Annotated in this window: 25 protein-coding genes; 16 read left to right on the top strand and 9 right to left on the bottom strand. The window is 75.2% G+C overall.

Annotated features, from left to right (window positions below; all coding sequences use genetic code 11):
- Positions 1–6: 6 nt before the first annotated feature.
- The gene (locus tag AC0IVP_RS13010; RefSeq protein WP_471757014.1) at positions 7–753 is read left to right on the top strand and encodes an NADPH-dependent F420 reductase; all 747 of its coding nucleotides are present in this window, start codon (positions 7–9) and stop codon (positions 751–753) included.
- Here AC0IVP_RS13010 and AC0IVP_RS13005 read toward each other — a convergent pair.
- The 3 genes from AC0IVP_RS13005 to AC0IVP_RS12995 form a co-directional block, all read right to left on the bottom strand.
- Positions 744–1,949 carry an MFS transporter gene (locus AC0IVP_RS13005; RefSeq protein ID WP_471757012.1) on the bottom strand — a complete coding sequence of 402 codons (1,206 nt, stop codon included), beginning with the start codon at positions 1,947–1,949 and terminating at the stop codon, positions 744–746. The two genes, AC0IVP_RS13010 and AC0IVP_RS13005, sit on opposite strands and share 10 nt — an antisense overlap.
- A 45-nt stretch (positions 1,950–1,994) precedes the next feature.
- Entirely contained in the window at positions 1,995–3,488 is a 1,494-nt protein-coding gene (locus AC0IVP_RS13000; protein WP_471757010.1) for a GAF domain-containing protein, read from the bottom strand.
- 169 nt (positions 3,489–3,657) lie between these two features.
- The gene (locus tag AC0IVP_RS12995) at positions 3,658–4,065 is read right to left on the bottom strand and encodes a GlcG/HbpS family heme-binding protein (protein ID WP_056298987.1); all 408 of its coding nucleotides are present in this window, start codon (positions 4,063–4,065) and stop codon (positions 3,658–3,660) included.
- A 142-nt stretch (positions 4,066–4,207) separates the two neighbouring features.
- Here AC0IVP_RS12995 and AC0IVP_RS12990 point away from each other — a divergent pair, with 142 nt between their 5' ends.
- From AC0IVP_RS12990 to AC0IVP_RS12970, 5 genes are read left to right on the top strand one after another with little or no spacing between them, the layout of a single operon-like run.
- On the top strand, positions 4,208–4,741 hold the full coding sequence (locus AC0IVP_RS12990; RefSeq protein WP_471757008.1) for a diol dehydratase small subunit: 534 nt from the start codon (positions 4,208–4,210) through the stop codon (positions 4,739–4,741).
- Entirely contained in the window at positions 4,738–6,450 is a 1,713-nt protein-coding gene (locus tag AC0IVP_RS12985) for a propanediol/glycerol family dehydratase large subunit (protein WP_056298976.1), read from the top strand. The genes AC0IVP_RS12990 and AC0IVP_RS12985 overlap by 4 nt, the downstream gene beginning before the upstream one ends.
- Position 6,451: 1 nt before the next feature.
- Positions 6,452–7,039 (top strand): propanediol/glycerol family dehydratase medium subunit, encoded by a 588-nt coding sequence (locus AC0IVP_RS12980; RefSeq protein ID WP_056298970.1) that lies wholly within the window; start codon positions 6,452–6,454, stop codon positions 7,037–7,039.
- Positions 7,036–8,904 (top strand): diol dehydratase reactivase subunit alpha, encoded by a 1,869-nt coding sequence (locus tag AC0IVP_RS12975; RefSeq protein WP_471757006.1) that lies wholly within the window; start codon positions 7,036–7,038, stop codon positions 8,902–8,904. The genes AC0IVP_RS12980 and AC0IVP_RS12975 overlap by 4 nt, the downstream gene beginning before the upstream one ends.
- On the top strand, positions 8,901–9,254 hold the full coding sequence (locus AC0IVP_RS12970; RefSeq protein WP_471757004.1) for a glycerol dehydratase reactivase beta/small subunit family protein: 354 nt from the start codon (positions 8,901–8,903) through the stop codon (positions 9,252–9,254). Before AC0IVP_RS12975 ends, AC0IVP_RS12970 begins: the two co-directional genes overlap by 4 nt.
- A gap of 30 nt (positions 9,255–9,284) precedes the next feature.
- Here AC0IVP_RS12970 and AC0IVP_RS12965 read toward each other — a convergent pair whose 3' ends face one another.
- On the bottom strand, positions 9,285–10,448 hold the full coding sequence (locus tag AC0IVP_RS12965) for a PucR family transcriptional regulator (protein ID WP_471757002.1): 1,164 nt from the start codon (positions 10,446–10,448) through the stop codon (positions 9,285–9,287).
- 116 nt (positions 10,449–10,564) lie between these two features.
- Between AC0IVP_RS12965 and AC0IVP_RS12960 the strand changes: the two genes are divergently transcribed.
- Positions 10,565–11,659: a ferredoxin reductase gene (locus AC0IVP_RS12960; RefSeq protein ID WP_471757000.1), complete on the top strand. Its 1,095-nt coding sequence runs from the start codon at positions 10,565–10,567 to the stop codon at positions 11,657–11,659.
- Positions 11,660–11,698: 39 nt separating this feature from the next.
- Positions 11,699–12,913: a fatty acid desaturase family protein gene (locus AC0IVP_RS12955; protein WP_056298954.1), complete on the top strand. Its 1,215-nt coding sequence runs from the start codon at positions 11,699–11,701 to the stop codon at positions 12,911–12,913.
- A 64-nt stretch (positions 12,914–12,977) separates the two neighbouring features.
- Here the strand turns inward: AC0IVP_RS12955 and AC0IVP_RS12950 are convergent, their stop codons facing one another.
- Both AC0IVP_RS12950 and AC0IVP_RS12945 read right to left on the bottom strand, forming a co-directional pair.
- On the bottom strand, positions 12,978–13,205 hold the full coding sequence (locus AC0IVP_RS12950; protein ID WP_471756998.1) for a hypothetical protein: 228 nt from the start codon (positions 13,203–13,205) through the stop codon (positions 12,978–12,980).
- Between the two features lie 111 nt (positions 13,206–13,316).
- The gene (locus tag AC0IVP_RS12945; RefSeq protein WP_056298950.1) at positions 13,317–13,601 is read right to left on the bottom strand and encodes an isoamylase early set domain-containing protein; all 285 of its coding nucleotides are present in this window, start codon (positions 13,599–13,601) and stop codon (positions 13,317–13,319) included.
- Positions 13,602–13,919: 318 nt separating this feature from the next.
- Here AC0IVP_RS12945 and AC0IVP_RS12940 point away from each other — a divergent pair, with 318 nt between their 5' ends.
- A complete protein-coding gene (locus AC0IVP_RS12940; protein ID WP_471756996.1) occupies positions 13,920–14,699 on the top strand; it encodes an ANTAR domain-containing response regulator in 780 nt (259 codons plus the stop codon).
- Positions 14,696–15,418 carry a GAF domain-containing protein gene (locus AC0IVP_RS12935; protein WP_471756994.1) on the top strand — a complete coding sequence of 241 codons (723 nt, stop codon included), beginning with the start codon at positions 14,696–14,698 and terminating at the stop codon, positions 15,416–15,418. The genes AC0IVP_RS12940 and AC0IVP_RS12935 overlap by 4 nt, the downstream gene beginning before the upstream one ends.
- A 6-nt stretch (positions 15,419–15,424) precedes the next feature.
- Here the strand turns inward: AC0IVP_RS12935 and AC0IVP_RS12930 are convergent, their stop codons facing one another.
- From AC0IVP_RS12930 to AC0IVP_RS12920, 3 genes are all read right to left on the bottom strand, one after another.
- Positions 15,425–16,549, bottom strand: a complete 1,125-nt coding sequence (locus AC0IVP_RS12930) for a spore photoproduct lyase family protein (protein WP_056299150.1) — start codon at positions 16,547–16,549, stop codon at positions 15,425–15,427.
- Between the two features lie 40 nt (positions 16,550–16,589).
- Positions 16,590–17,852 (bottom strand): Nramp family divalent metal transporter, encoded by a 1,263-nt coding sequence (locus AC0IVP_RS12925; protein ID WP_471756992.1) that lies wholly within the window; start codon positions 17,850–17,852, stop codon positions 16,590–16,592.
- Between the two features lie 206 nt (positions 17,853–18,058).
- Positions 18,059–18,739: a response regulator gene (locus AC0IVP_RS12920; RefSeq protein WP_471756990.1), complete on the bottom strand. Its 681-nt coding sequence runs from the start codon at positions 18,737–18,739 to the stop codon at positions 18,059–18,061.
- Positions 18,740–18,804: 65 nt separating this feature from the next.
- Here AC0IVP_RS12920 and AC0IVP_RS12915 point away from each other — a divergent pair, with 65 nt between their 5' ends.
- The 6 genes from AC0IVP_RS12915 (at position 18,805) to AC0IVP_RS12890 (ending at position 22,744) form a co-directional block, all read left to right on the top strand.
- A complete protein-coding gene (locus AC0IVP_RS12915; protein ID WP_471756988.1) occupies positions 18,805–19,509 on the top strand; it encodes a sensor histidine kinase in 705 nt (234 codons plus the stop codon).
- 116 nt (positions 19,510–19,625) lie between these two features.
- Positions 19,626–20,489: a manganese catalase gene (locus AC0IVP_RS12910; protein WP_471756986.1), complete on the top strand. Its 864-nt coding sequence runs from the start codon at positions 19,626–19,628 to the stop codon at positions 20,487–20,489.
- A gap of 83 nt (positions 20,490–20,572) precedes the next feature.
- The gene (locus tag AC0IVP_RS12905; protein ID WP_471756984.1) at positions 20,573–20,800 is read left to right on the top strand and encodes a hypothetical protein; all 228 of its coding nucleotides are present in this window, start codon (positions 20,573–20,575) and stop codon (positions 20,798–20,800) included.
- Between the two features lie 118 nt (positions 20,801–20,918).
- Positions 20,919–21,221, top strand: coding sequence for a hypothetical protein (locus tag AC0IVP_RS12900; protein WP_157519535.1), 303 nt, complete (start codon positions 20,919–20,921; stop codon positions 21,219–21,221).
- 231 nt (positions 21,222–21,452) lie between these two features.
- The gene (locus AC0IVP_RS12895; protein ID WP_471756982.1) at positions 21,453–22,262 is read left to right on the top strand and encodes a hypothetical protein; all 810 of its coding nucleotides are present in this window, start codon (positions 21,453–21,455) and stop codon (positions 22,260–22,262) included.
- The gene (locus AC0IVP_RS12890) at positions 22,259–22,744 is read left to right on the top strand and encodes a phage holin family protein (protein ID WP_471756980.1); all 486 of its coding nucleotides are present in this window, start codon (positions 22,259–22,261) and stop codon (positions 22,742–22,744) included. The genes AC0IVP_RS12895 and AC0IVP_RS12890 overlap by 4 nt, the downstream gene beginning before the upstream one ends.
- Positions 22,745–22,753 lie beyond the last annotated feature (9 nt).

Here is a 22,753-nt window from a genome sequence, read left to right as displayed (position 1 = left end):
ACCCACGTGAAGATCGGCATCCTGGGCGTCGGCGCCATCGGCGCCACGCTCACCGCACGCCTGACCGCCGCAGGCCACGACGTCCGCGTCGCCAACTCCCGCGGCCCGGAGACCATCCCGGCGCAGGTCACCGACGCCGGTGGCCGCCCGGTGCACGCCGACGACGTCGCCACCGACGTCGAGGCGCTGGTCGTCTCGATCCCGCTGTCCGCCGTCCCCGGCGTCCGGCCCGTCGTCGACCGGCTCGCCGCGGACGCCGTCCTGCTCGACACCTCGAACTACTACCCGGTGCGGGACGGGCAGATCGCTGTCCTGGACGGGGGTCAGGTCGAGAGCCTGTGGGTGTCCGAACAGCTGGGCCGCCCGGTCGTCAAGGCCTGGAACTCGATCGTCGCCGGCTCCTTCGCCGGCCTGGCCCGACCCGCCGGCGCCCCGGACCGGATCGCGCTGCCGGTGTCCGCCGACGACGACGCCGACCGCGCGCTGGGCCGGCTGCTGGTCGAGCAGACCGGGTTCGACGCCTTCGACGCCGGCCCGCTGGCCGACTCCTGGCGCCAGCAGCCGGGCGCGCCGGCCTACTGCACCGACCTCACCCTCGCCGAGCTGCCCGCCGCCCTCGCCGCGGCCGACCCGGCCCGGTCGCCGCGCCGGCGCGATCTGGCCATGGCGGTCATCGGCGAGCTGATGGGCGACCCGTCCGCGGACCGCGGGCCGGACTTCCTGGTGCGCGTCAACCGACTGCTCTACCCCTGACCGCCCGGCCTGGTCCGCGGGATCCGCAGTCCCGCGACCAGCCCGAGCGCCAGCACCCCCGTGGTGACGGCGAACGCGACCTGGAAGGAGGCCGCGTCGGTGAGCGCCCCGGCGGCCAGCGGCCCGATGATGCCGCCCAGGTCCGCGGCCATCTGGAACACCGCGACCACCCGGCCGCCGCGGGCCGGGCTGACGTCGGCGACCAGCGCCGCCGGGGTGCTGGCCAGCAGGGACGCCGACAGCCCGAACACCGTCATCGACACCAGGAACGCCGGGGTGGACGCCGGCCCGGCCAGCACCGCCACCGAGGCGGTGGCCAGGCCCGCGCCCAGCAGCAGCGAGGGCCGGCGCCCCCAGTCGTCGACCAGCCGGCCCGAGCGCAGCAGGCCCAGCGCCTGGGCCAGCGACCCGACCAGCAGGCCGGCGCCGGCCCAGGCGACGGTCCGGCCCAGCTCCTCGGTGACGTACAGCGGGACCAGGGAGTTGCGGACGCCGAAGAGCATCCAGCCCACCCCGAAGTTCGCCGCCAGCGCGGCGACGTAGGCCGGCTGGGCCAGCGCCGCCCGCACGGCCAGCGGCTGGGCGGCGGGCACGTCGGGGGCGGCGACCAGGTCGGGGTCGACCGGGCCCGAGGGGACCCGCAGCTGGGACAGCCCGACCAGCCCGGCGACGAGCAGGAACCCGGCGTAGAGGAAGAACGGCAACCGGGGTGAGAGCTCGGCCAGCAGCCCACCGGCCGCCGGTCCGGCGATGCCGCCCAGGATGAACCCGCCCTGGTAGGTGGCCGCGGCCCGGCCGCGGTGGGTGGGCGGGGCGACCCGCAGCAGCAGCGACAGCGCGGCGACGGTGAACATCGCGCTGCCCACCCCGCCCAGCGCCCGCAGGGTCAGGAAGACCGGGAAGCTGGTGGCCAGGCCCGCCAGCCCGGTCGACACCGCGACCACCGCCAGTCCGGTGCTGAGCACCAGTCGCTCGCCCAGGCGCTCCACCAGCGCCCCGCCGCCGAACGCCGAGGCGAACCGAGCCGCGGAGAAGGCGCTGACCGCGAGCCCCACGGCCGTCGTCCCCACGCCGAAGGAGCGGGCGAAGAGCGGGATGGCGGGGGCCACGACCCCGAACCCGAGGGCGACGACGAAGGCCACCACGGCCAGTACCCAGACCTCCCGGGGTAGGTCCCCCCGACCCTCGCGCAGCACCGGCGGATCGTCGCAGCCCGTGCCCGGACGGCGCCGGGCGGGGGCTCAGGCCAGCAGCCGGTCCCGGTGCACCTGGACCGGCCCGCGCCGGGCGTCACCGGCCGGCAGCAGCTCCAGCAGCCGGTCGTGCACGGTGAGGTCGTCGGCGCCCACCCCGCCGGCCAGCCGGTGCAGCAGGTCGACGTCCCCACCGTCGAGGACGGCGCGGCGGAGGCCGCCGGCCAGCTCCTCGCGCAGGTCGCGCACCAGCGGGGCCTCCGAGCGGGGCAGCAGCAGGCCGGGGGAGGCGCTGAGCGCATCGGCCACCCGCCCCTCGCTCAGGGCCCGCCGCGCGGTGACGACGTCGCTGTCGACGGTGGCGGCCAGCCGGTAGGGCCGGGTGCGCAGCAGGTCGGCGCCGATCAGCTGGCGCAGCCGGTGCACCTCGCCGCGCACGGTGGTCTGGTTCCCGCGGTCCCCGTAGAGCAGCAGGGCCAGCTGCTCCCCGGTCAGCCCGTCGGGGTGCACGGCGAGGGCGGTGAGCACCTCGGCCGGGCGCAGGGTGAGGGCCAGCGGGCGGTCGTCGAGCCGGGCCCGCGGGTGGTCGCCCAGGAAGCGCAGCGACAGCGAGGGCACGGCCGGGGCCAGCCGGACCGACCGGGCGGGAGAGCGCAGCAGCCAGCCCCCGGTCAGTGGCTCGGCGACCACCTCGGCGCCGTTGGCCAGGGTCAGCCGGTCGGGGTCGGCGGGCAGCGAGACCCGCTCGGGCCACCAGCCGAAGGGCTGCCCGGCAAGCAGCCGCCCGGACCGCGTCACCAGCGCTCCCGCGGCCGGGCCCAGCCGGAGCAGGTGGCCCATGTTCTCCATCCGCAGCCGCTCGTCGGCGATGGCCAGCTTGACCCGCAGGTGGTGCTCGGCCAGCTGCGCGGTCGCCGACACCAGCTGCACCAGGGCCGGGTGCACGGTGTGCAGCGGCCCGCTGACGTCGACAGCGCCGAGGATGGCGCCGGTGTCCGGGTCGTGCACGGGGGCGGCCACGCAGGTCCACGAGTGGTAGGTGCGCACCAGGTGCTCGGCGGAGTGGATCTGCACCGGGGCGTCGACGGCCAGCGTGGTGCCCATCGCGTTGGTGCCGATGGCGGCCTCGCTCCAGTTGGTGCCCGGGAACAGGCCCACGCTGTCGGCCTGGACCAGCAGCTTGGCCGCGCCGTCGCGCCACAGCACGTTGCCCGCGGCGTCGGTCACCAGCATCACGTGCATGGCCTCGTCGGCGATGCTGGCCAGGGTGTTGCGCAGCAGCGGCAGCACCTCGGCCAGCGGGTGCGCGTCCCGCACACCGGGCAGCTCGTGCTCGTCGTAGACCACCGGCGGCGTGCGGTGCTCCGGGTCGACGTGCGCCGCCAGGCTCCGCTGCCAGGACGCCGACACCACGGGCCGCGGCACCGGACCGTGCTCGTCGCCGGACAGCACCGCGTCGAAGACGCCGGTCAGCTCCCGGGCGTGCGCCGCGGGGTCGGTGCCGGAGTCGTCGGCGACCCGGCGCACCCGTCCACGCGCCACGGTCGCCTCCTGACCTCGACGTGGCGCCGGTCACCCCGACGCCCGTCCCGATCATCGGGGGCGAGGGGTGCCCCGGCAAGCGCCCACGCGCACCGGTGGACGGGGCGCCCGGCCGTGGACGACGGCCGGCCGGGTGACCCGTCGGTGGTGTACGGCGCTGACCTGCGGGTCAGCCCGGCAGTGCGGCCACGGCGGCCTCGGCGACCGACACGTCCTGCTCGACCGACCCGGCGCTCACCCCGACCGCCCCGACCAGCACGCCGTCCCGGGTGAGCGGGATGCCGCCGCCGAAGGCGACCATCCCGCCGGCGGTCTGCTCCAGGCCGTAGAGCTCCGCGCCGGGCTGGACCAAAGGCATCAGCGCAGCGGTGGGCAGCTCCATCAGCACCGAGGTGACGGCCTTGCGGGTGGCGATGTCGATGCTGGCCCGGATCGCGCCGTCCATCCGGGCGAAGGCGACCAGGTGCCCGCCGGCATCGACGACCGCGACGTTCATCGGCTGGCCGATCTCGGTGGCGTGGGCGAGGCCGGCGTCGAGGACGACGCGGGCGTCGGCGTGGCTCAGGGGTGCGCTCATGCGGCACATCAGAACCCCTCCACGCCCCGCAGACCAGACCCCCCGCCGACGCAACGAACAGGCAACGTGGCGGCTGTCACAGTGCCGCGCAGGACCCACCGGACCGCGCCCAGGACGTCGTCGACCCCAGGAGCACCCCCGCATGAGCACCCCCGCACCACCCACGTTGACCGTCGCCGACTACCCCCTGTCGATCAACCGCCCCGAGCTGCTGCGCACCCCCACCGGCAAGCCGGTCACCGCGCTGACCATGGACGCCGTCGTCTCCGGCGAGCTCACCGCCGAGGACCTGCGGATCGCCCCGGAGACCCTGGAGCTGCAGGCCCAGCTGGCCGACGCCAGCGGCCGCACCCAGCTGGCCGCGAACTTCCGCCGGGCCGCGGAGATGACCGCGATCCCCGACGCCGAGGTGCTGTCGATGTACAACGCGCTGCGCCCGCGGGCCTCCACCGCGGCCCAGCTCACCGCGATGGCCGACAGGCTGGAGCAGACCTACGGCGCCCCGGTGTCCGCCGCGCTGGTCCGCGAGGCCGCCGAGGTCTACGGCCGCCGCCGGCTGCTGGCCGACGACGACCCCGAGGACGCCGCGACCGCCGCCACCAGCCCGGACGCCGTCACCCCTGCCGTCGCCGCCGACGAGACAGCCGCCGACGAGACCACCGGGAGCCCCGCATGACCGCCGTCCAGCCGCTGCGCGCCGAGGAGCCCCGCCACTCGCTGCGCACCGAGGTGCTCGAGGCCCGTCCGGTCAACCTGGACGGGTTCGTCGAGGAGTGGCCCGAGAAGGGCCTGGTCGCGATGGAGAGCGACTTCGACCCGCAGCCCAGCGTGCGCGTCGAGGACGGCCGGATCGTCGAGCTCGACGGCCGGGAGCGCGCCGACTTCGACTTCATGGACAGCTTCATCGCCGACCACGCGATCGACGTGGCGACGACCGAGGCGTCGATGGCGCTGCCCTCGGTGCAGATCGCCCGGATGCTCATCGACCCCGGCGTCTCGCGCTCGGAGGTCATCGCGGTGACCCGCGGGCTCACCCCGGCCAAGGTGCTCGACGTCGTCAAGCTGATGAACGTCGTGGAGATCATGCAGGGGATGCAGAAGATGCGGGCCCGCCGCACCCCGGCCAACCAGGCGCACTCCACCAGCGCCCGGGACAACCCGCTGCAGGTCGCCGTGGACGCCGCCGAGGGCGCGCTGCGCGGGTTCGCCGAGCTGGAGACCACCCTGGGCGTCGTCCGGTACGCCCCGCTGGTGGCCATCGCGCTGCAGGTCGGCGGCCAGGTCGGCCGCGGTGGCGTGCTGACCCAGTGCGCGCTGGAGGAGGCCACCGAGCTGGAGCTGGGCATGCGCGGCATCACCGCCTACGCCGAGACGATCTCCATCTACGGCACCGAGTCGGTCTTCGTGGACGGCGACGACACCCCGTGGTCCAAGACGTTCCTGGCCTCGGCCTACGCCTCCCGCGGGATCAAGATGCGGTTCACCTCGGGCACCGGCTCGGAGGTGCAGATGGGCAACGCCGAGGGCCGCTCGATGCTGTACCTGGAGATCCGCTGCATCCTCATGGCCAAGGGCGCCGGGGTGCAGGGCCTGCAGAACGGCTCGATCAGCTGCATCGGCGTCCCGGGTGCGGTGCCCGGCGGCATCCGCGCGGTGGCCGCGGAGAACCTGGTCGCCTCGATGATGGACCTGGAGTGTGCGTCCGGGAACGACCAGTCCTTCTCCCACTCGGCGATGCGCCGGACCGCGCGGATGCTGCCCCAGCTGCTGCCCGGCACCGACTTCGTCTGCTCCGGCTACTCGGCGGTGCCCAACTCGGACAACATGTTCGCCGGGTCGAACTTCGACACCGACGACTACGACGACTGGAACACCATCCAGCGCGACCTCCAGGTCGACGGCGGCCTGCGGCACGTGCGGGAGGCCGAGATCGTCGCCGTCCGGGCCAAGGCCGCCCGCGTGCTGCAGGCGCTCTTCGAGTACCTGGAGCTGCCGCGCATCACCGACGAGGAGGTCGAGGCGGCCACCTACGCCAACAGCTCCAACGACTACCCCTTCCGCGACGTGCTGGCCGACCTCACCGGTGCCCAGCAGGTCATGGACCGCGGGGTCACCGGCCTGGACCTGGTCCGCGGGCTGGAGGCCACCGGCTTCCACGACGTCGCCGAGAACCTGCTCACCGTGCTGCGGCAGCGGGTCTCGGGGGACCTGCTGCAGACCGCGGCGGTCCTCACCGCCGACTTCACCCCGCTGTCGGCGATCAACGACGCCAACGACTACGCCGGCCCGGGCACCGGCTACCGGCTGCAGGGTGAGCGGTGGGAGGAGCTCAAGAAGCTCCGGCACGTCACCTCCGCCACCAACCCCGAGACCGAGGTGGACTGAGATGACGACCCTGGACGCACCGGCCGAGCGCACGCTCACCCTGCGCGAGACCGGCCCGGCCACCCGCGGCACCCGGCCCGACGAGGTGCTCGTCGCGGTGTCCCCGGCCTTCGGTGACCCGTTCACCCAGACCATCGTCGGGGTGCCGCACGCCGAGGTGCTCCGCCAGCTGATGGCCGGCATCGAGGAGCAGGGCGTGGGGGTGCGCGTCGTCCGGGTCTGGAACACCGCTGACCTGGCCGCGATCGCGCACATCGCCGCCCGGCTGTCCGGGTCCGGCGTCTCGGTGGGCCTGCTGTCCCGCGGGACGACGATGATCCACCAGAAGGACCTGCCCCGGCTGTCCAACCTGGAGCTCTTCCCGCAGTCCCCGCTGCTGGACGCCCCGGTGTTCCGGGCCATCGGCTCCAACGCCGCCCAGTACGCCAAGGGGGAGTCCCCGCAGCCGGTGCCCACCCGCAACGACCAGATGGCCCGCCCCCGCTGGCAGGCCAAGGCCGCGCTGCTGCACCTCAAGGAGTTCGAGTGCATCCGGGCCGACGCCGGCCCGGTCGAGCTCGAGGTGACCATCGAGCGCGCCGCGGGGTGAGAGACCGGCTCGTCGTCGGCGTCGACATCGGCAACTCCACCACCGAGGCCTGCCTGGCCCTGGTCGGTCCGGGCGGCGCGGTGACCCACCTGGGCACCGCGCTCACCCGGACCACCGGGGTCAAGGGCACCCCGGCCTCCACCGAGGGCGCGCTCACCGCGGTGCGCCGGGTGCTCGCCGACGTCGGCCGGCGCCCGGACGAGCTGGACCGGGTGCTGCTCAACGAGGCCACCCCGGTGATCAGCGGCCTGGCGATGGAGACGATCACCGAGACCGTCATCACCGAGTCCACGATGATCGGGCACAACCCGGCCACCCCGGGCGGCGAGGGCCTGGGCGTCGGGGTCACCGTGTCGGTGCTGGACCTGCCCGAGCACCCGGTGGGGGAACCCGCGGTCGTCGTCGTCCCGGCGGGGTGGGACTTCGACGACGTCGCCGGTGCGCTCAACGACGCCGTCGCCCGAGGGGTGGAGGTCGTGGCCGCCGTCCTCGCCGGGGACGACGCCGTGCTGGTCACCAACCGGCTGCACACGCCGGTCCCGGTGGTCGACGAGGTGTCGGCGGTGGAGAAGGTGCCGCTGGGCATGCGGGCCGCCGTGGAGGTCGCGGCACCGGGCCGGACCATCCGCACGCTGTCCAACACCTACGGCATCGCCACCGTCTTCGACCTGGACCCCGACCAGACCCGGCAGGTGTCCCCGGTGGCAAGGGCGCTGACCGGCAACCGCTCAGCCGTCGTCGTCCGCACGCCCTCGGGCGACGTCACCGACCGGCGCATCCCCGTCGGGGTGCTGGAGCTGCGCGGCGAGACCCGCACGGTCAAGGTCGACGTGGACGCCGGCGCCGAGGCGATCATGGCCGCGCTCGCCCGGGTGCAGCCCTTGCGCGACGCCCACGGCGAGCCCGGCACCCACGTGGGCGGGATGCTCGCCGCGGTGCGCGACACGATGGCCGACACGATGGCCGACACGATGGCCGACACGATGGCCGACGGGTCCGGGGAGGCCCCCGGGGACATCGCCATCCGGGACGTGCTGGCCGTGGACACGTTCGTGCCGGCCGAGGTGCGCGGCGGGTTGGCCGGGGAGATCGCCCTGGAGAACGCGGTGGGCCTGGCCGCCATGGTGCGCACCAGCCGCAGCCGGATGCAGGCCGTCGCCGCCCGGGTCGCCGCCGAGATCGCCGCCGAGGCCACCATCGGGGGCGTCGAGGGCGAGATGGCCGTGCTCGGCGCGCTCACCACCCCCGGGGTGCAGGTGCCGGTGGTCGTGGTCGACCTGGGCGGCGGCTCCACCGACGCCGCCTCGCTGTCCGCCGACGGCGTCTGCACCGCGGTGCACGTCGCCGGTGCCGGGGAGCTGGTCACCCGGCTGGTCGACTCCGAGCTGGCCCTGGACGACCGGGAGGTCGCCGAGTGGGTCAAGCGCTGGCCGCTGGCCAAGGTGGAGAGCTTCTTCCACGTCCGGCACGAGGACGGCACGGTGCAGTTCTTCGACGAGCCGCTGCCCTCGCACGTGTTCGCCCGGGTCGTCGTCCTCACCCCCGACGGGCCGGTGCCGTTGGCCACCCGACGCTCGCTGGACGCCGTCCGGCGGGTGCGGCGGGAGGCCAAGCAGCGGGTGTTCGTGGTCAACACGCTGCGCGCGCTGCGCCAGGTCGCCCCCGACGGCGATCTGCGCCGGCTGGACTTCGTGGTGCTGCTGGGGGGCTCGGCGCTGGACTTCGAGATCCCCGACCTGATCGCCGACGCCCTCGCCGGGTTCGGCGTCGTCTGCGGCACCGGGAACGTGCTCGGTGACCAGGGTCCGCGCAACGCCGTCGCCTCCGGGCTGGTCGCGGCGTACGCGAACGGCCTGGGCGGGTGAGCCCCCGCCGCGAGGACCGGGTCGAGCCGCCGGCGGTGGTGCTGCACCACGCGCCGGGTGCACCGTCCGCCGTGCTGCGCGAGGTGTCCGCCGGGGCCGAGGAGGAGGGTGTCCCGCTGCGGCTGCAGCGGGTCCCCGACGGTGCTGCCCTCGCACTCGGGCACGCCGCGGCCCGGGACTCCCGGCTCTCGGTGGGCGTCGGGGTGTCCGCCGACGGTGCGGTGGCCGTGCACCACGCCCAGCTGCCCGCCGACCGCCCCGCCCTCGCCGTCCGCGACGGCACGCCCGCCGACTGGCGCCGTGCCGGCCGCACCGCCGCCCGCGTCGTCACCGGCCTGCCCCTGCAGTGACCACCCCGATCGACTCGGGGAGCTGCGGCCTCAGGCGAGGGCGAGGGTGAGCTCGAGGACGGTGCGGGGGTCCTCCAGGCGGTCGCCGTAGAGCTCGCGCAACTGGCCCATCCGGTAGCGCACGGTCTGCGGGTGCACGAAGAGGGCGGCGGCGACGTCGGCCCGGCGGCCCTGGTGCAGCAGCCAGGACCGCAGCGTCTCGGTGAGCTTCTCCCGGGCGCCCTCGGGCAGGTCGTCCAGCGGGCTCAGCACCTGGGCACGCAGGTCGGCGAGGGCGTCGTCGTCGGCGCGGAGCACCAACTCGGCCAGCCGCTGCTGGGTGTCCAACGCCGCCGTCCCGGGTGCGGTGAAGCCGAGCTCCAGGGCGCGGGCGGCGCGGGCGTGCGAGGCGGCGACGTCCCACCACGGCCGGGGCGGTCCGACGACGGCCTCCCGGCCCTCCAGCGCGCGCAGCAGGGCCGCGCGGCCCGGGCCCTCGCCGTCGGGCACCAGCAGCACCGACAGGTCGTCGTCCACCGGCTGCAGGGTCTGCCCGTCCAGCAGCGCCAGCGCACCGCGCACCCGGGAGGCCGGCAGCAGCACGGCGGTGAGGGTGCCGGGGGGAGTCCAGTCGGCCCGTGCCGCCGCGGCGGTCAGCTCCTCGACGGTGCCGCCGGCGAGCAGCCGCTGGCCCAGCCGCTCCAGCACCCGCTGGCGGACCCGGCCGCTGGCGGTGCGCTCGTCGGCGTGCCCGGCGACGCTGGCCGCGGACAGCGCGTCGATGTAGGCGAAGACCAGCTCGGCGAACCGGGCCAGCTGCTCGGCGGTCAGCCCGCTGCCCACGGCGGTGGCGGCCAGGTGCCGCCAGGCCACCCGGGCACCCACCCGGTAGGCGCCCAGCAGCGCGTCCAGGGACCGGCCGCCGCGCGCCTCGCCGCGACCCAGGGCGTAGGCGCCGTCCAGGGCGGGCTGGATGGGGGTGTCCGCCGCGGCCGCGCCCCGGGTGGTGGCCAGCTCCAGGAACCCGCCGAGTGCCAGCTGGACGGCGTTCTCGATGGTGGCGCCCATCGTGTCGGCATAGGCGTCGGCGTAACTGGGCACCGACACCACGATCGCCGCCACCGTCGCCTCCGCGACCGCCGGCAGGTCGTTGCGGATGGCCCGGGCGACGTGCATCGGCAACGTCCGGGGTGCGGGGTCGGTCGGTGCTGCCACGACGGGGCCTCTCAGCTGCGGTTTCTGGCAGGAGTTGTTCGCAGGGTGTGAAAAGCACCCTCCGATTCACCAGCTTGGCACAGGTGTTCGTACCCGGGAGCGGGCAGGATGGGTCCATGACGACATCCGTGCCTCGCCGACCCGGTCTGCGCACCCGTCTCGGGGACCGGGTGCTGAGCCTGGTGGAGGCGGCGACCACCCCGCTGCTGCCCACCGACTACCTCGACGTCTTCGCCCCGCTGCGGTCCGGTGCCGACCTGCGCGGGCGGGTCGTGGAGATCCGGCCCGAGACCGCCGATGCCGCCACCCTGGTCATCCGGCCCGGCCGGGGCTGGCGCGAGCACACCCCCGGCCAGTACGTCCGCCTCGGGGTCGACGTCGACGGCGTCCGCCAGTGGCGCGCCTACTCGGTCACCAGTGACCGCACCCGCACCGACGGCTGCCTCACGGTCACCGTCAAGGCCATCCCGGACGGCGTCGTCAGCAACCACCTGGTGCGCGAGATGCGCCCGGGCACCGTCGTCCAGCTGGACCAGGCCACCGGGGACTTCACCCTCCCGCAGGAGCGGCCCGAGAAGGCCCTGTTCGTCACCGCCGGCTCGGGCATCACCCCGGTGATGGGCATGCTGCGCAACCACCTGGACGAGCTGGGTGACGTCGTCCTGGTGCACTCGGCACCCCGCCGCGAGGACGTCGTGTTCGGTGCCGAGCTGCGCGAGCTGGCCGCAGCCGGCGGCCTGCGGCTGGTCGAGCGGCACACCGGGACCGACGGTCTGCTCAAGCCCGCCGAGCTCGCCGAGCTGGTGCCCGACCTGGCCGAGCGCACCACCTGGGCCTGCGGCCCGGTCGGCATGCTCGAGGCGCTGGAGGAGCACTGGGCCGCCGAGGGCATCACCGAGCGCCTGGTCACCGAGCGCTTCCGGCCCCGCGTGCTGGTCACCGGCGAGGGCGGCACGGTCACCTTCGGGAAGACCGGCACCACCGTGGAGGCCGACGGCGCCACCCCGATCCTGGACGCCGCCGAGGCCGCCGGGGTGCTCATGCCCAGCGGCTGCCGGATGGGCATCTGCTACGGCTGCGTGCTCCCGCTGCGCGAGGGCGCCGTCCGCGACCTGCGCAACGGCGAGCTCACCACCGCCGCCCCCGGGGACGGGGTGCTCGTGCAGACCTGCGTGAGCGCCGCCGCCGGGCCGTGCGACATCGACCACTGACACCCCACCTCTCGACCCCCCGACGCTGAGGAGACCCGCATGACCGCGCTGCAGAAGAAGTCCGAGAACCCCGTCGCGCACCTGTCCGCCCAGGACGTGGAGGACATCGGCCGCCGGCTCGACGCGATCCGCCAGGAGGTCGCGGACAGCCGCGGCGCCGCGGACGCCGCCTACATCCGCAAGGTCATCGACGTCCAGCGCAAGATCGAGCTGGCCTCGCGCGCCGTGCTGCTGCTCTCGAAGTTCCCCCCCGCCTGGTTCGTCGGGACGGCGGGCCTCTCGGTCGCCAAGATCCTGGAGAACATGGAGATCGGGCACAACATCCTGCACGGCCAGTGGGACTGGATGCGCGACCCGAAGATCCACTCCACGACGTGGGAGTGGGACATGGCCAGCCCGGCCGAGCAGTGGAAGCACTCGCACAACGAGCTGCACCACACGTACACGAACGTGATCGGCAAGGACAACGACCTCGGCTACGGGATCATGCGGGTCGACGAGGACCAGAAGTGGATCCCGCTGTACCTGCTGCAGCCGCTGTGGAACTTCGTCAACGCGTGCTTCTTCGAGTACGGCATCGCCGCCTACGACCTGGAGCTGGGCAAGAACCTGGCCACCCCGGAGCGGCGCGCCGACCCGGGCTTCCGGGCCCGGGGCAAGGCCGTGCTGCGCAAGATCCGCAAGCAGGCCACCAAGGACTACGTGGTGCACCCGCTGCTGTCGGGCCCCTCGTTCCTGCCCACCCTGACCGCGAACTTCGTGGCCAACGTGGTGCGCAACGTGTGGTCGCACTCGGTGATCATGTGCGGGCACTTCCCCGAGGGCGTCGAGACCTACGAGAAGACCTCCATCGAGGGCGAGACCCGCGGTGAGTGGTACCTGCGCCAGATGCTGGGCTCGGCGAACATCTCCGGCTCCAAGGCCATGCACGTCATGACCGGCAACCTGTCGCACCAGGTCGAGCACCACCTCTTCCCGGACCTGCCGAGCAACCGGTACGCCGAGATCGCCCCGAAGGTCCGCGCGATCTTCGACGAGTACGGGCTGCGGTACCACACCGCATCGCTGCCTCGGCAGGTCGGCAGCGCCTGGCACAAGGTCTTCCGGCTCTCCCTGCCCAACGGCTGGATGGCCGCGACGACGCCGAAGAACGCCCCGCAGCAGGTCGCCAAGCTGGTCCAGCTGACGACGGCCAAGCCCAAGGTGCGCCGGGCCATGCAGCGCGAGTGGGAGCAGGCCGCCACGGCGGCCTGAGGCAGCCTGAGACCCCTGTCCGACCGGGCCCCCGTGACCACCAGGTCACGGGGGCCCGGTCGGTTCAGGTGGCGGCGTCGGTGAGCGAGGCCAGCCCGCCCAGCAGCATCAGGCCGCCCAGCACGATGAGCACCAGCCCGCCCACCCGGTTGCCCAGGGTCGGCCGGCGCCGGGCGCGGACCCCGAGCACCACCAGCACGACGGCGATGAGCAGCCCGAGCAGCTGCCCGATGACCAGGCCGGCCGTCTCGGCGCCGTTCGCGGCGGCCAGCACGAGGGGAGCAGGGGTCACGGGAGGGCAGCGTGCCACGCCCGGGTGGTGGCGCGGCCGCAGGCCCACCGAAGGGACCTCGTCCACGTGGGCCGTCGCCGGACCCTCACCCGAGGGCCCGGCGACCGGGGGTCACAGGTGCAGCAGTGAACCCTGCTCGTCGTGCGCGTGGGCCTGCGGGTCGTCCAGCCACACGCCGCCGTCGGCGAGGTAGCGGAAGCGGACGGGCTCACCGGCCGGCAGGGTGACGACGACGCTGCGGGTGCCGTTGGAGCGCTTCTTCAGCACGTGGGTGCCCGGCGTCCAGCCGTTGAAGTCACCGACGACGGAGACCGGGCCGGGGACGGCCTGCTCCTCCAGGGCGAAGGTGACGGCGACGTCGGTGCGGGCGGCGGGGGACTTCTTCAGTCGGATCATGGCGTTCTCCGGTCAGGCGGCTCGGGCGTGCGGAGCGGGCGACGGCGGCCGGTCCAGCGGGGCGTGTGTCGCGAGACTAGGGAGCCCAGCGGGCCGTCCCGGGCAGGCGCACCGGGCCCCCCGTCGACCCGGGACGGGTGGTGCTGGGGAGGCTGGTGGGACACCGCGGGGCCGCCGTGCAGGTCGTCCGGGCACCGGTAGGGTGAGCGCGTCCGCTCGTCGGACCGAGCGTCCAACAGGGGGGCGTCCAGCCCTGGGGCGGCAGTCGTGCCGGCCCGGATGGCGTGAGCCGTGAGCCGTGAGCTCAGGAGCCCCCTCATGACGACCCCACCCGACGGACCCGACCGGTCCGCGTTCGACGACGTCGACCTGGCCCGGGAGACCATGCAGTCGGTGCTGCAACGGGTCGCCACCCAGGCCAAGCACGCCATCCCCGGCGTCGCCGAGGCCTCGGTGACCGTCGTCGAGCGTGGCCGACCGACGTCGGCGGCCTGGACCGGGTTGCTGGCCTTCGAGCTGGACGAGACCCAGTTCGGCCTGGAGTACGGGCCGTGCCTGTCCGCCGCCGGCAGCGGCGAGGTGGTCGCGATCGCGGACATGGCCACCGAGGAGCGGTGGGGGCGGTTCACCCCGCTGGCTCTCCGGCAGGGCGCGCTGGCCTCGCTGTCCACGCCCATCCCGTTCCAGCACGACCTGCAGGCCGCGCTCAACTGCTACGCGACGCAGCCGCACGCCTTCGACGCCGCAGCCGAGGCGCAGGCTCGAGGCATCGTCGGGCGGGCCGCGGTGGTGATCAGCAACATGCACGCCTACGACAGCACCCGGCGCACCGTGGAGAACCTGCAGGAGGCGATGCGTTCCCGCGCGGTGATCGAGCAGGCCAAGGGCATCCTCATGGGCCGCGCGGGCATCTCCTCCGCCGAGGCCTTCGAGACCCTCGCCCGGCGCTCGCAGGACGCCAACCGCCAGCTCCGGGACATCGCCCGCGAGCTGGTCGCCGAGGTCACCGGCGAGGGCCGGGAGGAGAACCGGGACAGCGACCGCGACGACGGCGCCGACAGCCGCGGTGACGACGGCCGGGACGGGGGCCGCCGGTGAGCGCCGTCGACGACTTCGCCTCCGCGCTCGCCCGGGAGTCCGCCGCCGACCCCGACCCCGCCTCGCTCCCCACCCGGCTGGCCCGGGCCGCCGTCCGGGCGCTGCCCGTGCAGGGCGCCGGGATCACGCTGGCCCAGGACGAGCCGGTCGGCCGCCTGCCGATCGGCGCCTCCGACCCCACCGCGGCACTGGCCGAGCGGCTGCAGTTCACCGCCGGGGACGGGCCGTGCCTGACCTCCTCCCGCCTGGGCCAGCCGGTCTTCAGCGACGAGGAGGACGCCGGGAAGCGCTGGCCGGCCTTCGTCGACGCGCTGGTCACCCGGACCCCGTACCGGGCGGTGGCCTCGCTGCCCCTCTTCGACCGGGGCGAGCCGTTCGCCTCCCTGGACTTCTACCTCGACGACCCCTCCGGGTCGCGGGCGCTCGACGTGTTCGACGTCGTCTCGCTGGCCTCGCTGGTCGCCGACGCGCTGGTCACCCAGGTCGGGTTGGCGGCGGCCTTCGGCGGGGGTGACCGGTCGCCGGGGGTCTCGGACCGGCTCTCCGTCTGGCAGGTGATCGGTCTGCTGGCCACCCGGGGGGACACGGACTCCGACACCGCGCTGTCCCGGCTGCGCGCTTACGCCTTCGGTCGGGACGAGACGGTGGACGACGTCGCGGCCGCCGTCTCGGCGGGGCGGCTCGACCCCGAGCGGGTGCTGCAGGGGGACCCGGTCTGAGGTGGCTCAGAACGCGTAACGGACCGTCAGCCACGGGGCGTGCGCCCGGATCAGCGCACGCAGCCGGTCGACGGCGGCCCGCTTGACGTCGGCCCGGTAGCGGACGTTCGCCTGGCCGTTCTGCGAGGTCTTGGCCTCCTGCAGGTCCGGGCGCCACAGCAGCTGCTCGGCCTGCGGGTGCCAGCCCAGGTTCACCTCGTGCAGCGCCTCGTTGTGCGTCAGCAGGACGACCTCCGCCGCGGCCTGGGCGCGGGTGGCGGGGGACAGGACGTCGGAGAGCTGCTGCAGCAGCGCCGTCCAGTCGGCCTCCCAGCCCGGGCGCAGCACCACCGGGGACAGGTTCAGGTGCACCTCGTACCCGGCGGCCACGAAGTCGTCGGCGGCGGCGATCCGCTCGGCGACCCGGCTGGTGCGCACGTCCAGGAGGCGGGCGTCGTCGTCGGGCATCACGGAGAACCGGATCCTGGTGCGCCCGCGCGGGTCCAGTTCCAGCAGCTGCCGGTTGACCCACTTGGTGGCGAAGGAGGCCTTGGCGGTGGGCAGGTCGGCGAAGGTGGCGACCAGGTCGGCCACGTTGTCGCTGACCACGGCGTCCACCGAGCAGTCGCCGTTCTCGCCGATGTCGTAGACCCAGGCGTGCGGGTCGCACTGGTCGGGCTCGGGCTTGGGGCCCAGCTTCGCCACGTGCCGGCGCAGGTGGGCGGTGATCTGGTCGATGTTGGTGAACACGGTGATCGGGTTGGCGTAGCCCTTGCGCCGCGGGACGTAGCAGTAGGCGCAGGCCATCGCGCAGCCGTTGGCAGTGGAGGGGGCGATCCAGTTCGCCGAGCGGCCGTTCTCCCGGGTGGCGATCGACTTCTTCACCCCGAGCACCAGCGTCTCGCTCTTCACCCGCACCCAGCGGTCCACGTTGCCGGCGTTGCCGTGCAGCTCGGGCACGCCCCAGTGGCTCGCGACCTCGACCACCTCGGCGTCGGGGAAGCGGGCCAGCACCTGGCGGCCGCGAGGAGAGGCGGCCGCGGCGGGCTCGGCGTAGACCCGGCGCACCTGCAGCAGCCGGTGCCGCACCGGGGTCTCGGCCGCGCGGGCCTCGGCGGCGTCCAGCTCGTCGAACAGGCTGGGCTGGGTCACGTCCTCCAGGGTGCCCCGGGTGCGCGGCCCCTGCACCCGCTCAGAGCAGGACGTCGACCACCAGCCACGCGTTGAGCGCGGTGACGGCGAGTGCGACGACGCCGGCGGCCAGCGTCGTCACCGGCCGGTTCACCCACGCCCCCATGACCGAGCTGCGGGCGGTCAGCCAGACCAGCGGGACCAGGGCGAACGGGATGCCGAAGCTGAGCACGACCTGGGACCAGACGAGCGCGGTGGTGGGGTCGGCCCCGACCACCAGCAGTCCGACGGCGGGGGCGACGGTGATCGTGCGGCGCAGCAGCACCGGGATCCGCCGGCGGAGGAACCCGGCCATCACCACCTGTCCGGCGTGGGTGCCGACCGAGGAGGCGGCGAACCCGGAGGCCAGCAGCGCGACCGCGAAGGCGATCGCCGCGCCCTGCCCGGAGCGCTCGCCCAGGCCGGCGTGCACGCTCTCCAGGGTCTGCTCGCCCTCCCCGGAGAACAGCCCGGCGGCGACGACGAGCAGCACCGCGTTGACCACCCCGGCCAGCACCATCGCCAGCAGCACGTCCAGCCGCTGGGCCCGCAGCAGCCGGCCCCGTCCCTCCCGCGTGCGACCGGCGGTGACGGCGTCGCCGTAGCGGCCGGGGGTGAGAGCGGAGTGCACGTAGACCACGTGCGGCATCACCGTGGCGCCCAGGATGCCGACGGCGAGCACGGCGGCGTCCCCGGACAGCGGGGTCGGGGCCAGGCCGGCGACCACGCCCGCGGGGTCGACCCCGGCGTCGACCATCGTGTAGCCGAAGCCGGCGGCGATGACGAGCAGGCAGCCGGTGACCGCCCGTTCGAAGGGACGGTGGCCGCCGCGCTGCAGGCCCAGCAGGGCGAACGCGACGACGGCGGTGAGCACACCGCCCACCGGCAGCGGCACCCCGAAGAGCAGGTTGAGCGCGACCGCACCCCCGACGATCTCGGCCAGGTCGGTGGCGATCGCGACCACCTCGGCCTGCACCCACAACCCGCGGGTCACCGGCTTGGGCAGGGTCAGCCGGCACAGCGTGGCGAGGTCCCGCCCGGTGGCCAGGCCCAGCTTCGCGGTGAGGGTCTGCACCAGCACCGCGAGCACGTTGGCCGCCACCACCACCCACAGCAGGGTGTAGCCGAACGAGGCGCCGGCGGTGGCGTTGGTGGCCACGTTGCCCGGGTCGACGTAGGCGATGGCGGCGACGAAGGCCGGCCCGAGCATCGGCCACAGCCGGGCCCGGCGGGGTGGGGGAGCGAGCGGGGGCAGGGTGGCGGCCTCGACGCGGGACAGGAACACGGGGACCCCCGGGGGTGGCTCGCGGACGGGCGGACGCTCCTGTCCTGCCCGGGCCACCGGCCCGGTCGGGCCGTCCCTGGCCCGCGCGGGCCAATCCCGCCGCCCCGGTGGCGGCTGGCCGCCCGCGCGCGTGGACTCGGGCCAGGGCGCCGGGTCCCCAGCACGGGGACACCGCCGGGGCCTGACCCCGTGAGGAACCCGTGCGCTCAGCCCTCCGCCGTCAACCCCAGCCGACCCGCCAGCGCCGCCGCCTCGGTGCGGCTGGAGACCCTCAGCTGACGCAGCAGGCCGGCCACCAGCCGCTTCGCCGTCCGCTCCGACACGTGCAGGGTGGTGGCGATCTCCATCGTCGGCGTCCCGGCCGCGACCAGACGCCACAGCCGGCGGTCGTCGGCGGACAGCTGGCCCAGCACGCCACGGTCCTCCCGGGGCGCGGCGTCGGCGAGCAGCCTGCGCAGCAGCGCCGCCGGGACGACGGACCAGCCCTCCAGCAGCGCCAGCAGCGGCGGAACCAGCGTCTCGGGCTCGCTGCTCTTGGGCAGGAAGGCCTCCGCCCCGGCCCGCAGCGCCTCCAGCTGCTCGTCCTCGTCGGCGGTGCCGGACAGGGCGACGACCCGCACGGTGGGCTCGGCGCGCCGGATCGCCGCGATCGCCCGCAGCCCGCCCGGTGGGGGCATGCCCAGGTCCACCAGGGCCAGGTCGGCCCGCTCCCGGCGGACCAGGGCGGCCGCGGCCGAGGCGTCGTCGGTGCTGCCGACCACGCGGACCCGGCCGCGGCTGACGGGGGGCAGCAGCACCGCGAGGCCCCGGCTGAACAGCGGGTGGTCGTCGACCACCACCACGTCGACCGGAGCAGCGGTCGGGGCGGAGGGCTCGGGGAGGCTCACGCGTCTCCAGGGGGTGCGGACGGGGTGCGGCGGGACTGGCCGCGGTCGTCGGGGAGGCAGTGCCCGTGACCATCGCCGCCGACACCACCACCGGCGTGCCGCGCTCCCCGCTGGCCCGGGTGGCGCGCGTGTTCCGACGCCGTCCCGACCCGGCGCCGGCGCGTGACGACGACGCCCTGGTGCGCGCGCTGTGCCACGACATGGGGACGCCGCTGGCCTCCCTGCGGGCCCTGCTGGCCCACCTGGACGCCGCCGGGGACGACGCCGGCGAGGTCGCCGACCTGGCCCGGGCGCAGGCCGACTGCCTGGTCTCCATGCTGCGCACCGCCTCGGCGACCGGGGGAGCGCTCCCGGCGACCGGCTGGCCGCGATCGCTGGCCGACGTCGTCCGGGCGAGCCTGGCGGCGTCCGGCCTGCCCGGCGACCAGGTCCGGGTCGCCGTGGAGCCCGGCGCCGGTGACGTGCCGGTCGCCGACGCCCGGGTGCAGCGGATCCTCACCAACCTGCTGGAGAACGCCCACCGGCACGGCCAGGGGCGGGCGGTGCGGCTCGTGGTGGGGGCCCGCCGCGGGTGGGCGTCGCTGGAGGTCACCCAGGCCGGCGTCCCCGACCGGGTGGTGGAGCACCTGCGGGCCCAGGAGCCGCCGGCGGACCTGACCGGGCTGGGCCTGTGGTCGGTGCGCCGTCAGGCCACCGAGCTCGGCGGCCGGGTGACCTGCCGGCGCGGGCCCGCGGGCCTGTCCGTGGTGGTCGACCTGCCCGACCGCTGAACCCGGCACCGGGGGGCCACCGGAGGGCCCGGGCGGGCCACCGGGGGTGGGGAGTGAGGGGGTGAGACCGCGGACGCGGTGCTCGCCGGAACCGCCGACACGAACCAGGAGACACCGTGTTCACCCACACCCACGCACTGCAGTTCGAGGCCAAGCCCGACGGTCCCGACCCGGACTTCGCCCGCAAGATGCAGGAGGTCCTCGGCGGCCAGTGGGGCGAGATGACCGTCGCCACCCAGTACCTGCTGCAGGGCTGGAACTGCCGGCTGCCCGGCAAGTACAAGGACATGCTGCTGGCGATCGGCACCGAGGAGCTCGCCCACGTCGAGATGATCGTGACGATGATCGACCGGCTGCTCGACCACGCGCCGCTCAAGCCCGACGCCGCCGACCGCACCAAGGAGGCGGCCGCCGGCTACGGCCAGCACAACCCGCAGCACCTCATCGCCAACGGCTCGGGCGCCTCCTACATGGACAGCATGGGCAACCCGTGGACGGGCGCCTACGTCACCGCCAGCGGGAACCTCTACGCCGACTTCTCCTACAACGCGACGGCGGAGATGCAGGGCCGGCTGCAGGTGGCCCGGCTGTGGAACATGACCGACGACACGGGCGTCAAGGACCTGCTGCGCTTCCTGCTCACCCGCGACCACATGCACCAGCAGCAGTGGCTGGCCGCCATGGAGGAGCTCAAGAGCGACGGCCTGGACGGCGTCCCGGTGCCCGAGGCCTTCCCGCTGGAGGAGGAGCTGCCCGAGTTCGCCTACACGTTCATCGACGCCTCCGACGGCCCCGACGCCGCCGCCGGCCGGTGGGCCAACGGCCCGGCGCTGGACGGCACGGACAACGTGCTGACGTCGGCGCCGATCGCGGCCCACGCCGACGCCCCGATCCTCCCGCCGGGCGACCCGCGGCTCTACGGCACCCCGCCGGTTCCCATGCAGGGCTTGCTGCAGAAGGCCAAGGACGCGCTCACGTAGTCCCGCTGCCGGTGCCCGCGGTCCCCGGCGGCGGGCACCGGCGCCCCACCCGCTCCACCCACCCCGATCCGGAGGAGGTCCCCGTGTCCCCGACCCTGGCCCGGTCCGCCCCGTTCACCGTCCTGCTCGCCCTCGCCCTCACCGCCGCCGTGCTCACCCCGGGCGCCCCGGTGCTCGCGGCCTGCCTGGTCGCCGCCGCGCTGGCGCACCGGCTGCTGGCCCGCCACCACGTGCACCGGCTGCCCGCCGCGTGGGGTCACCGTCGAGCCCTGGCCCCCGCCGAGGACGCCGCCCCCGCCGTCACCGGCTGACCCTCGGACGGGTCGGCGCGACCCCTCAGCGGGGTCCGCTAGCCTGCCCGGCGGGTCCAACACCGAGGCTCGAGGACGTCCGTGCTGCCCGCGGACAGCACCCCGAGGCGGTTCCCCCGTGACGGCAGACGTGGCCCGGTTCCTGCTCGAGCGCGCGGCCGACGAGCTCGACCGGCTGGCGGCCGACCCGGCCGCCCCCGACGACCGTGCTGCCCGCGCCGTCCGCCACGCCCGGGGCCGTCACGAGGTGGCCCGGACCTGGCTCCGGCTCGCCGCGACCGGGGACGAGCTCCTCGCGCCGCGGCTCGCCGAGCTCGGGCGCGTGCTGTGCCTGCTGGCCGCCGCGTACGAGGACCACCCGGACTTCCCCGCGCTCGCCGAGCGTTCCCCGCTGCTCCGGTCGGGCTTCCCGCTCTGGTGACACCGCCGCTCCCACCGGGTTCCGGCCGGGGTGGTTCCCATCGCGCGTTTCCACCCCCGAGCGGCGGGTAGCTGAGAAGTCCCGGACCGCCACCCAGAAACGGTGGCCACCACCCGCGCGAAGCGCAGCCCGTCCGGCCCCCGCACACCCTCACGACGCCTCCAGGGCGCCGTCGACGAGTGCTGCGCCGGGCCGTCCCGCGGGCTGTCCGCACCCCTCCCTGGAGGAACGATGACGCACTCCCTCGACACACCCACCAGCGGCACGAGCGGCGGCACCGACAGCGGCTCCGCCTCGACGACCGACGTCGCCAAGGACGAGGCCCGGTCGGTCGGGCAGACCACCGCGCAGGCCGGCAAGCAGGTCGCCGGCACCGCGGCCGAGCAGGCCCAGCAGGTCACCCAGGAGACCCGTCGGCAGGCCGCCGACCTGCTGTCCCAGGGGCGCCAGCAGGCCACCGAGCAGGCCCGCGCCGGCCAGCAGAAGGCCGCGGGCAGCCTCTCCGCCCTGGCCGAGGAACTACGCGCGATGACCGACGGCGAAGGCGGCTCCGGCCCGGCGCACGACCTGGTCCGGCAGGCCACCGGCGCCGTCGACACCTTCGCCGGGCACCTGCGCGACCGCGAGCCCGGCGACCTGCTCGAGGACGTCCGGCGCTTCGCCCGCCGCCGTCCCGGCGCCTTCCTGCTCGGCGCCGCCGTGGCCGGGGTGCTCGCCGGCCGGCTGACCACCGGCGTCGTCGCCGCCCACAAAGACCAGGGTGGTCAGGGCGGCTCGGGCTCCTCCGGGACGCCGCACGACGTCACCACGGGCACCGGCGCGCTGCCCGGCGCGGCGTCCGGGTACGCCGCCGTGCCGCCGGTCGACGTCCCACCGACCTACACCGGTGCCCCCACCGACGCCGGCCTGACCACGGGCGCCGGCTACGCCTCCGGCCCGGGCTACGACCCGACGACCGGGTACACCCCGGTCCCGCCGGCGCCGTACGGCACCGATACCCCCGTCGTCCCGCCGGCCGACCCGACGCGGGGCCGGGCGTGAGCGCCCCGTACGGCACCGGCGCCGAGCGCGTCTCCGCGACCGACATCAGCGCGGCCGCCGCGCCCAAGGCCGGCATGGGCGCGCAGACCGACGACGGTCACCCCGACGTCGACGGCGTCTCGGTCGGTCAGCTCCTCGGTGAGGTCAGCAAGGACCTGTCCACGCTGATGCGCCAGGAGCTGGAGCTGGCCAAGGCCGAGCTCAAGACCGAGGCCGCCAAGGCCGGCAAGGGCGCCGGGATGCTCGGCGGGGCCAGCTACGCCGGGCACCTCACCGTGCTCTTCCTCAGCCTGGCCCTGTGGGCCGCGCTGGCCAGCGCCATCCCCGCAGGCTGGGCGGCGCTCATCGTCGCCGTCGTCTGGGGCGTCGCGGCCGGGGTCCTCTTCGTCATGGGCCGCAAGCAGCTCAAGACGGTGAACCCCAAGCCGGAGCGGACGGTGGAGACCCTGCAGCGGGTCCCCGGCGCCGTGACCCCCTCCTGACCCCCACCC

It is taken from the genome of Klenkia sp. AC732 (assembly GCF_979256525.1).
The sequence above is the reverse complement of the archived record's forward strand: the minus strand, read 5'-3'. Positions and strand labels throughout refer to the sequence as shown.

Excerpts from the sequence above, each read along its gene's own strand:
- AC0IVP_RS12960 (WP_471757000.1), top strand. The coding sequence starts at position 10,565 with ATGACGACATCCGTGCCTCGCCGACCCGGTCTGCGCACCCGTCTCGGG.
- AC0IVP_RS12955 (WP_056298954.1), top strand. The coding sequence starts at position 11,699 with ATGACCGCGCTGCAGAAGAAGTCCGAGAACCCCGTCGCGCACCTGTCC.
- AC0IVP_RS12995 (WP_056298987.1), bottom strand. The coding sequence starts at position 4,065 with ATGAGCGCACCCCTGAGCCACGCCGACGCCCGCGTCGTCCTCGACGCC.
- AC0IVP_RS12945 (WP_056298950.1), bottom strand. The coding sequence starts at position 13,601 with ATGATCCGACTGAAGAAGTCCCCCGCCGCCCGCACCGACGTCGCCGTC.
- AC0IVP_RS12980 (WP_056298970.1), top strand. The coding sequence starts at position 6,452 with ATGACGACCCTGGACGCACCGGCCGAGCGCACGCTCACCCTGCGCGAG.
- AC0IVP_RS12990 (WP_471757008.1), top strand. The coding sequence starts at position 4,208 with ATGAGCACCCCCGCACCACCCACGTTGACCGTCGCCGACTACCCCCTG.
- AC0IVP_RS12985 (WP_056298976.1), top strand. The coding sequence starts at position 4,738 with ATGACCGCCGTCCAGCCGCTGCGCGCCGAGGAGCCCCGCCACTCGCTG.
- AC0IVP_RS12940 (WP_471756996.1), top strand. The coding sequence starts at position 13,920 with ATGACGACCCCACCCGACGGACCCGACCGGTCCGCGTTCGACGACGTC.
- AC0IVP_RS12895 (WP_471756982.1), top strand. The coding sequence starts at position 21,453 with ATGACGCACTCCCTCGACACACCCACCAGCGGCACGAGCGGCGGCACC.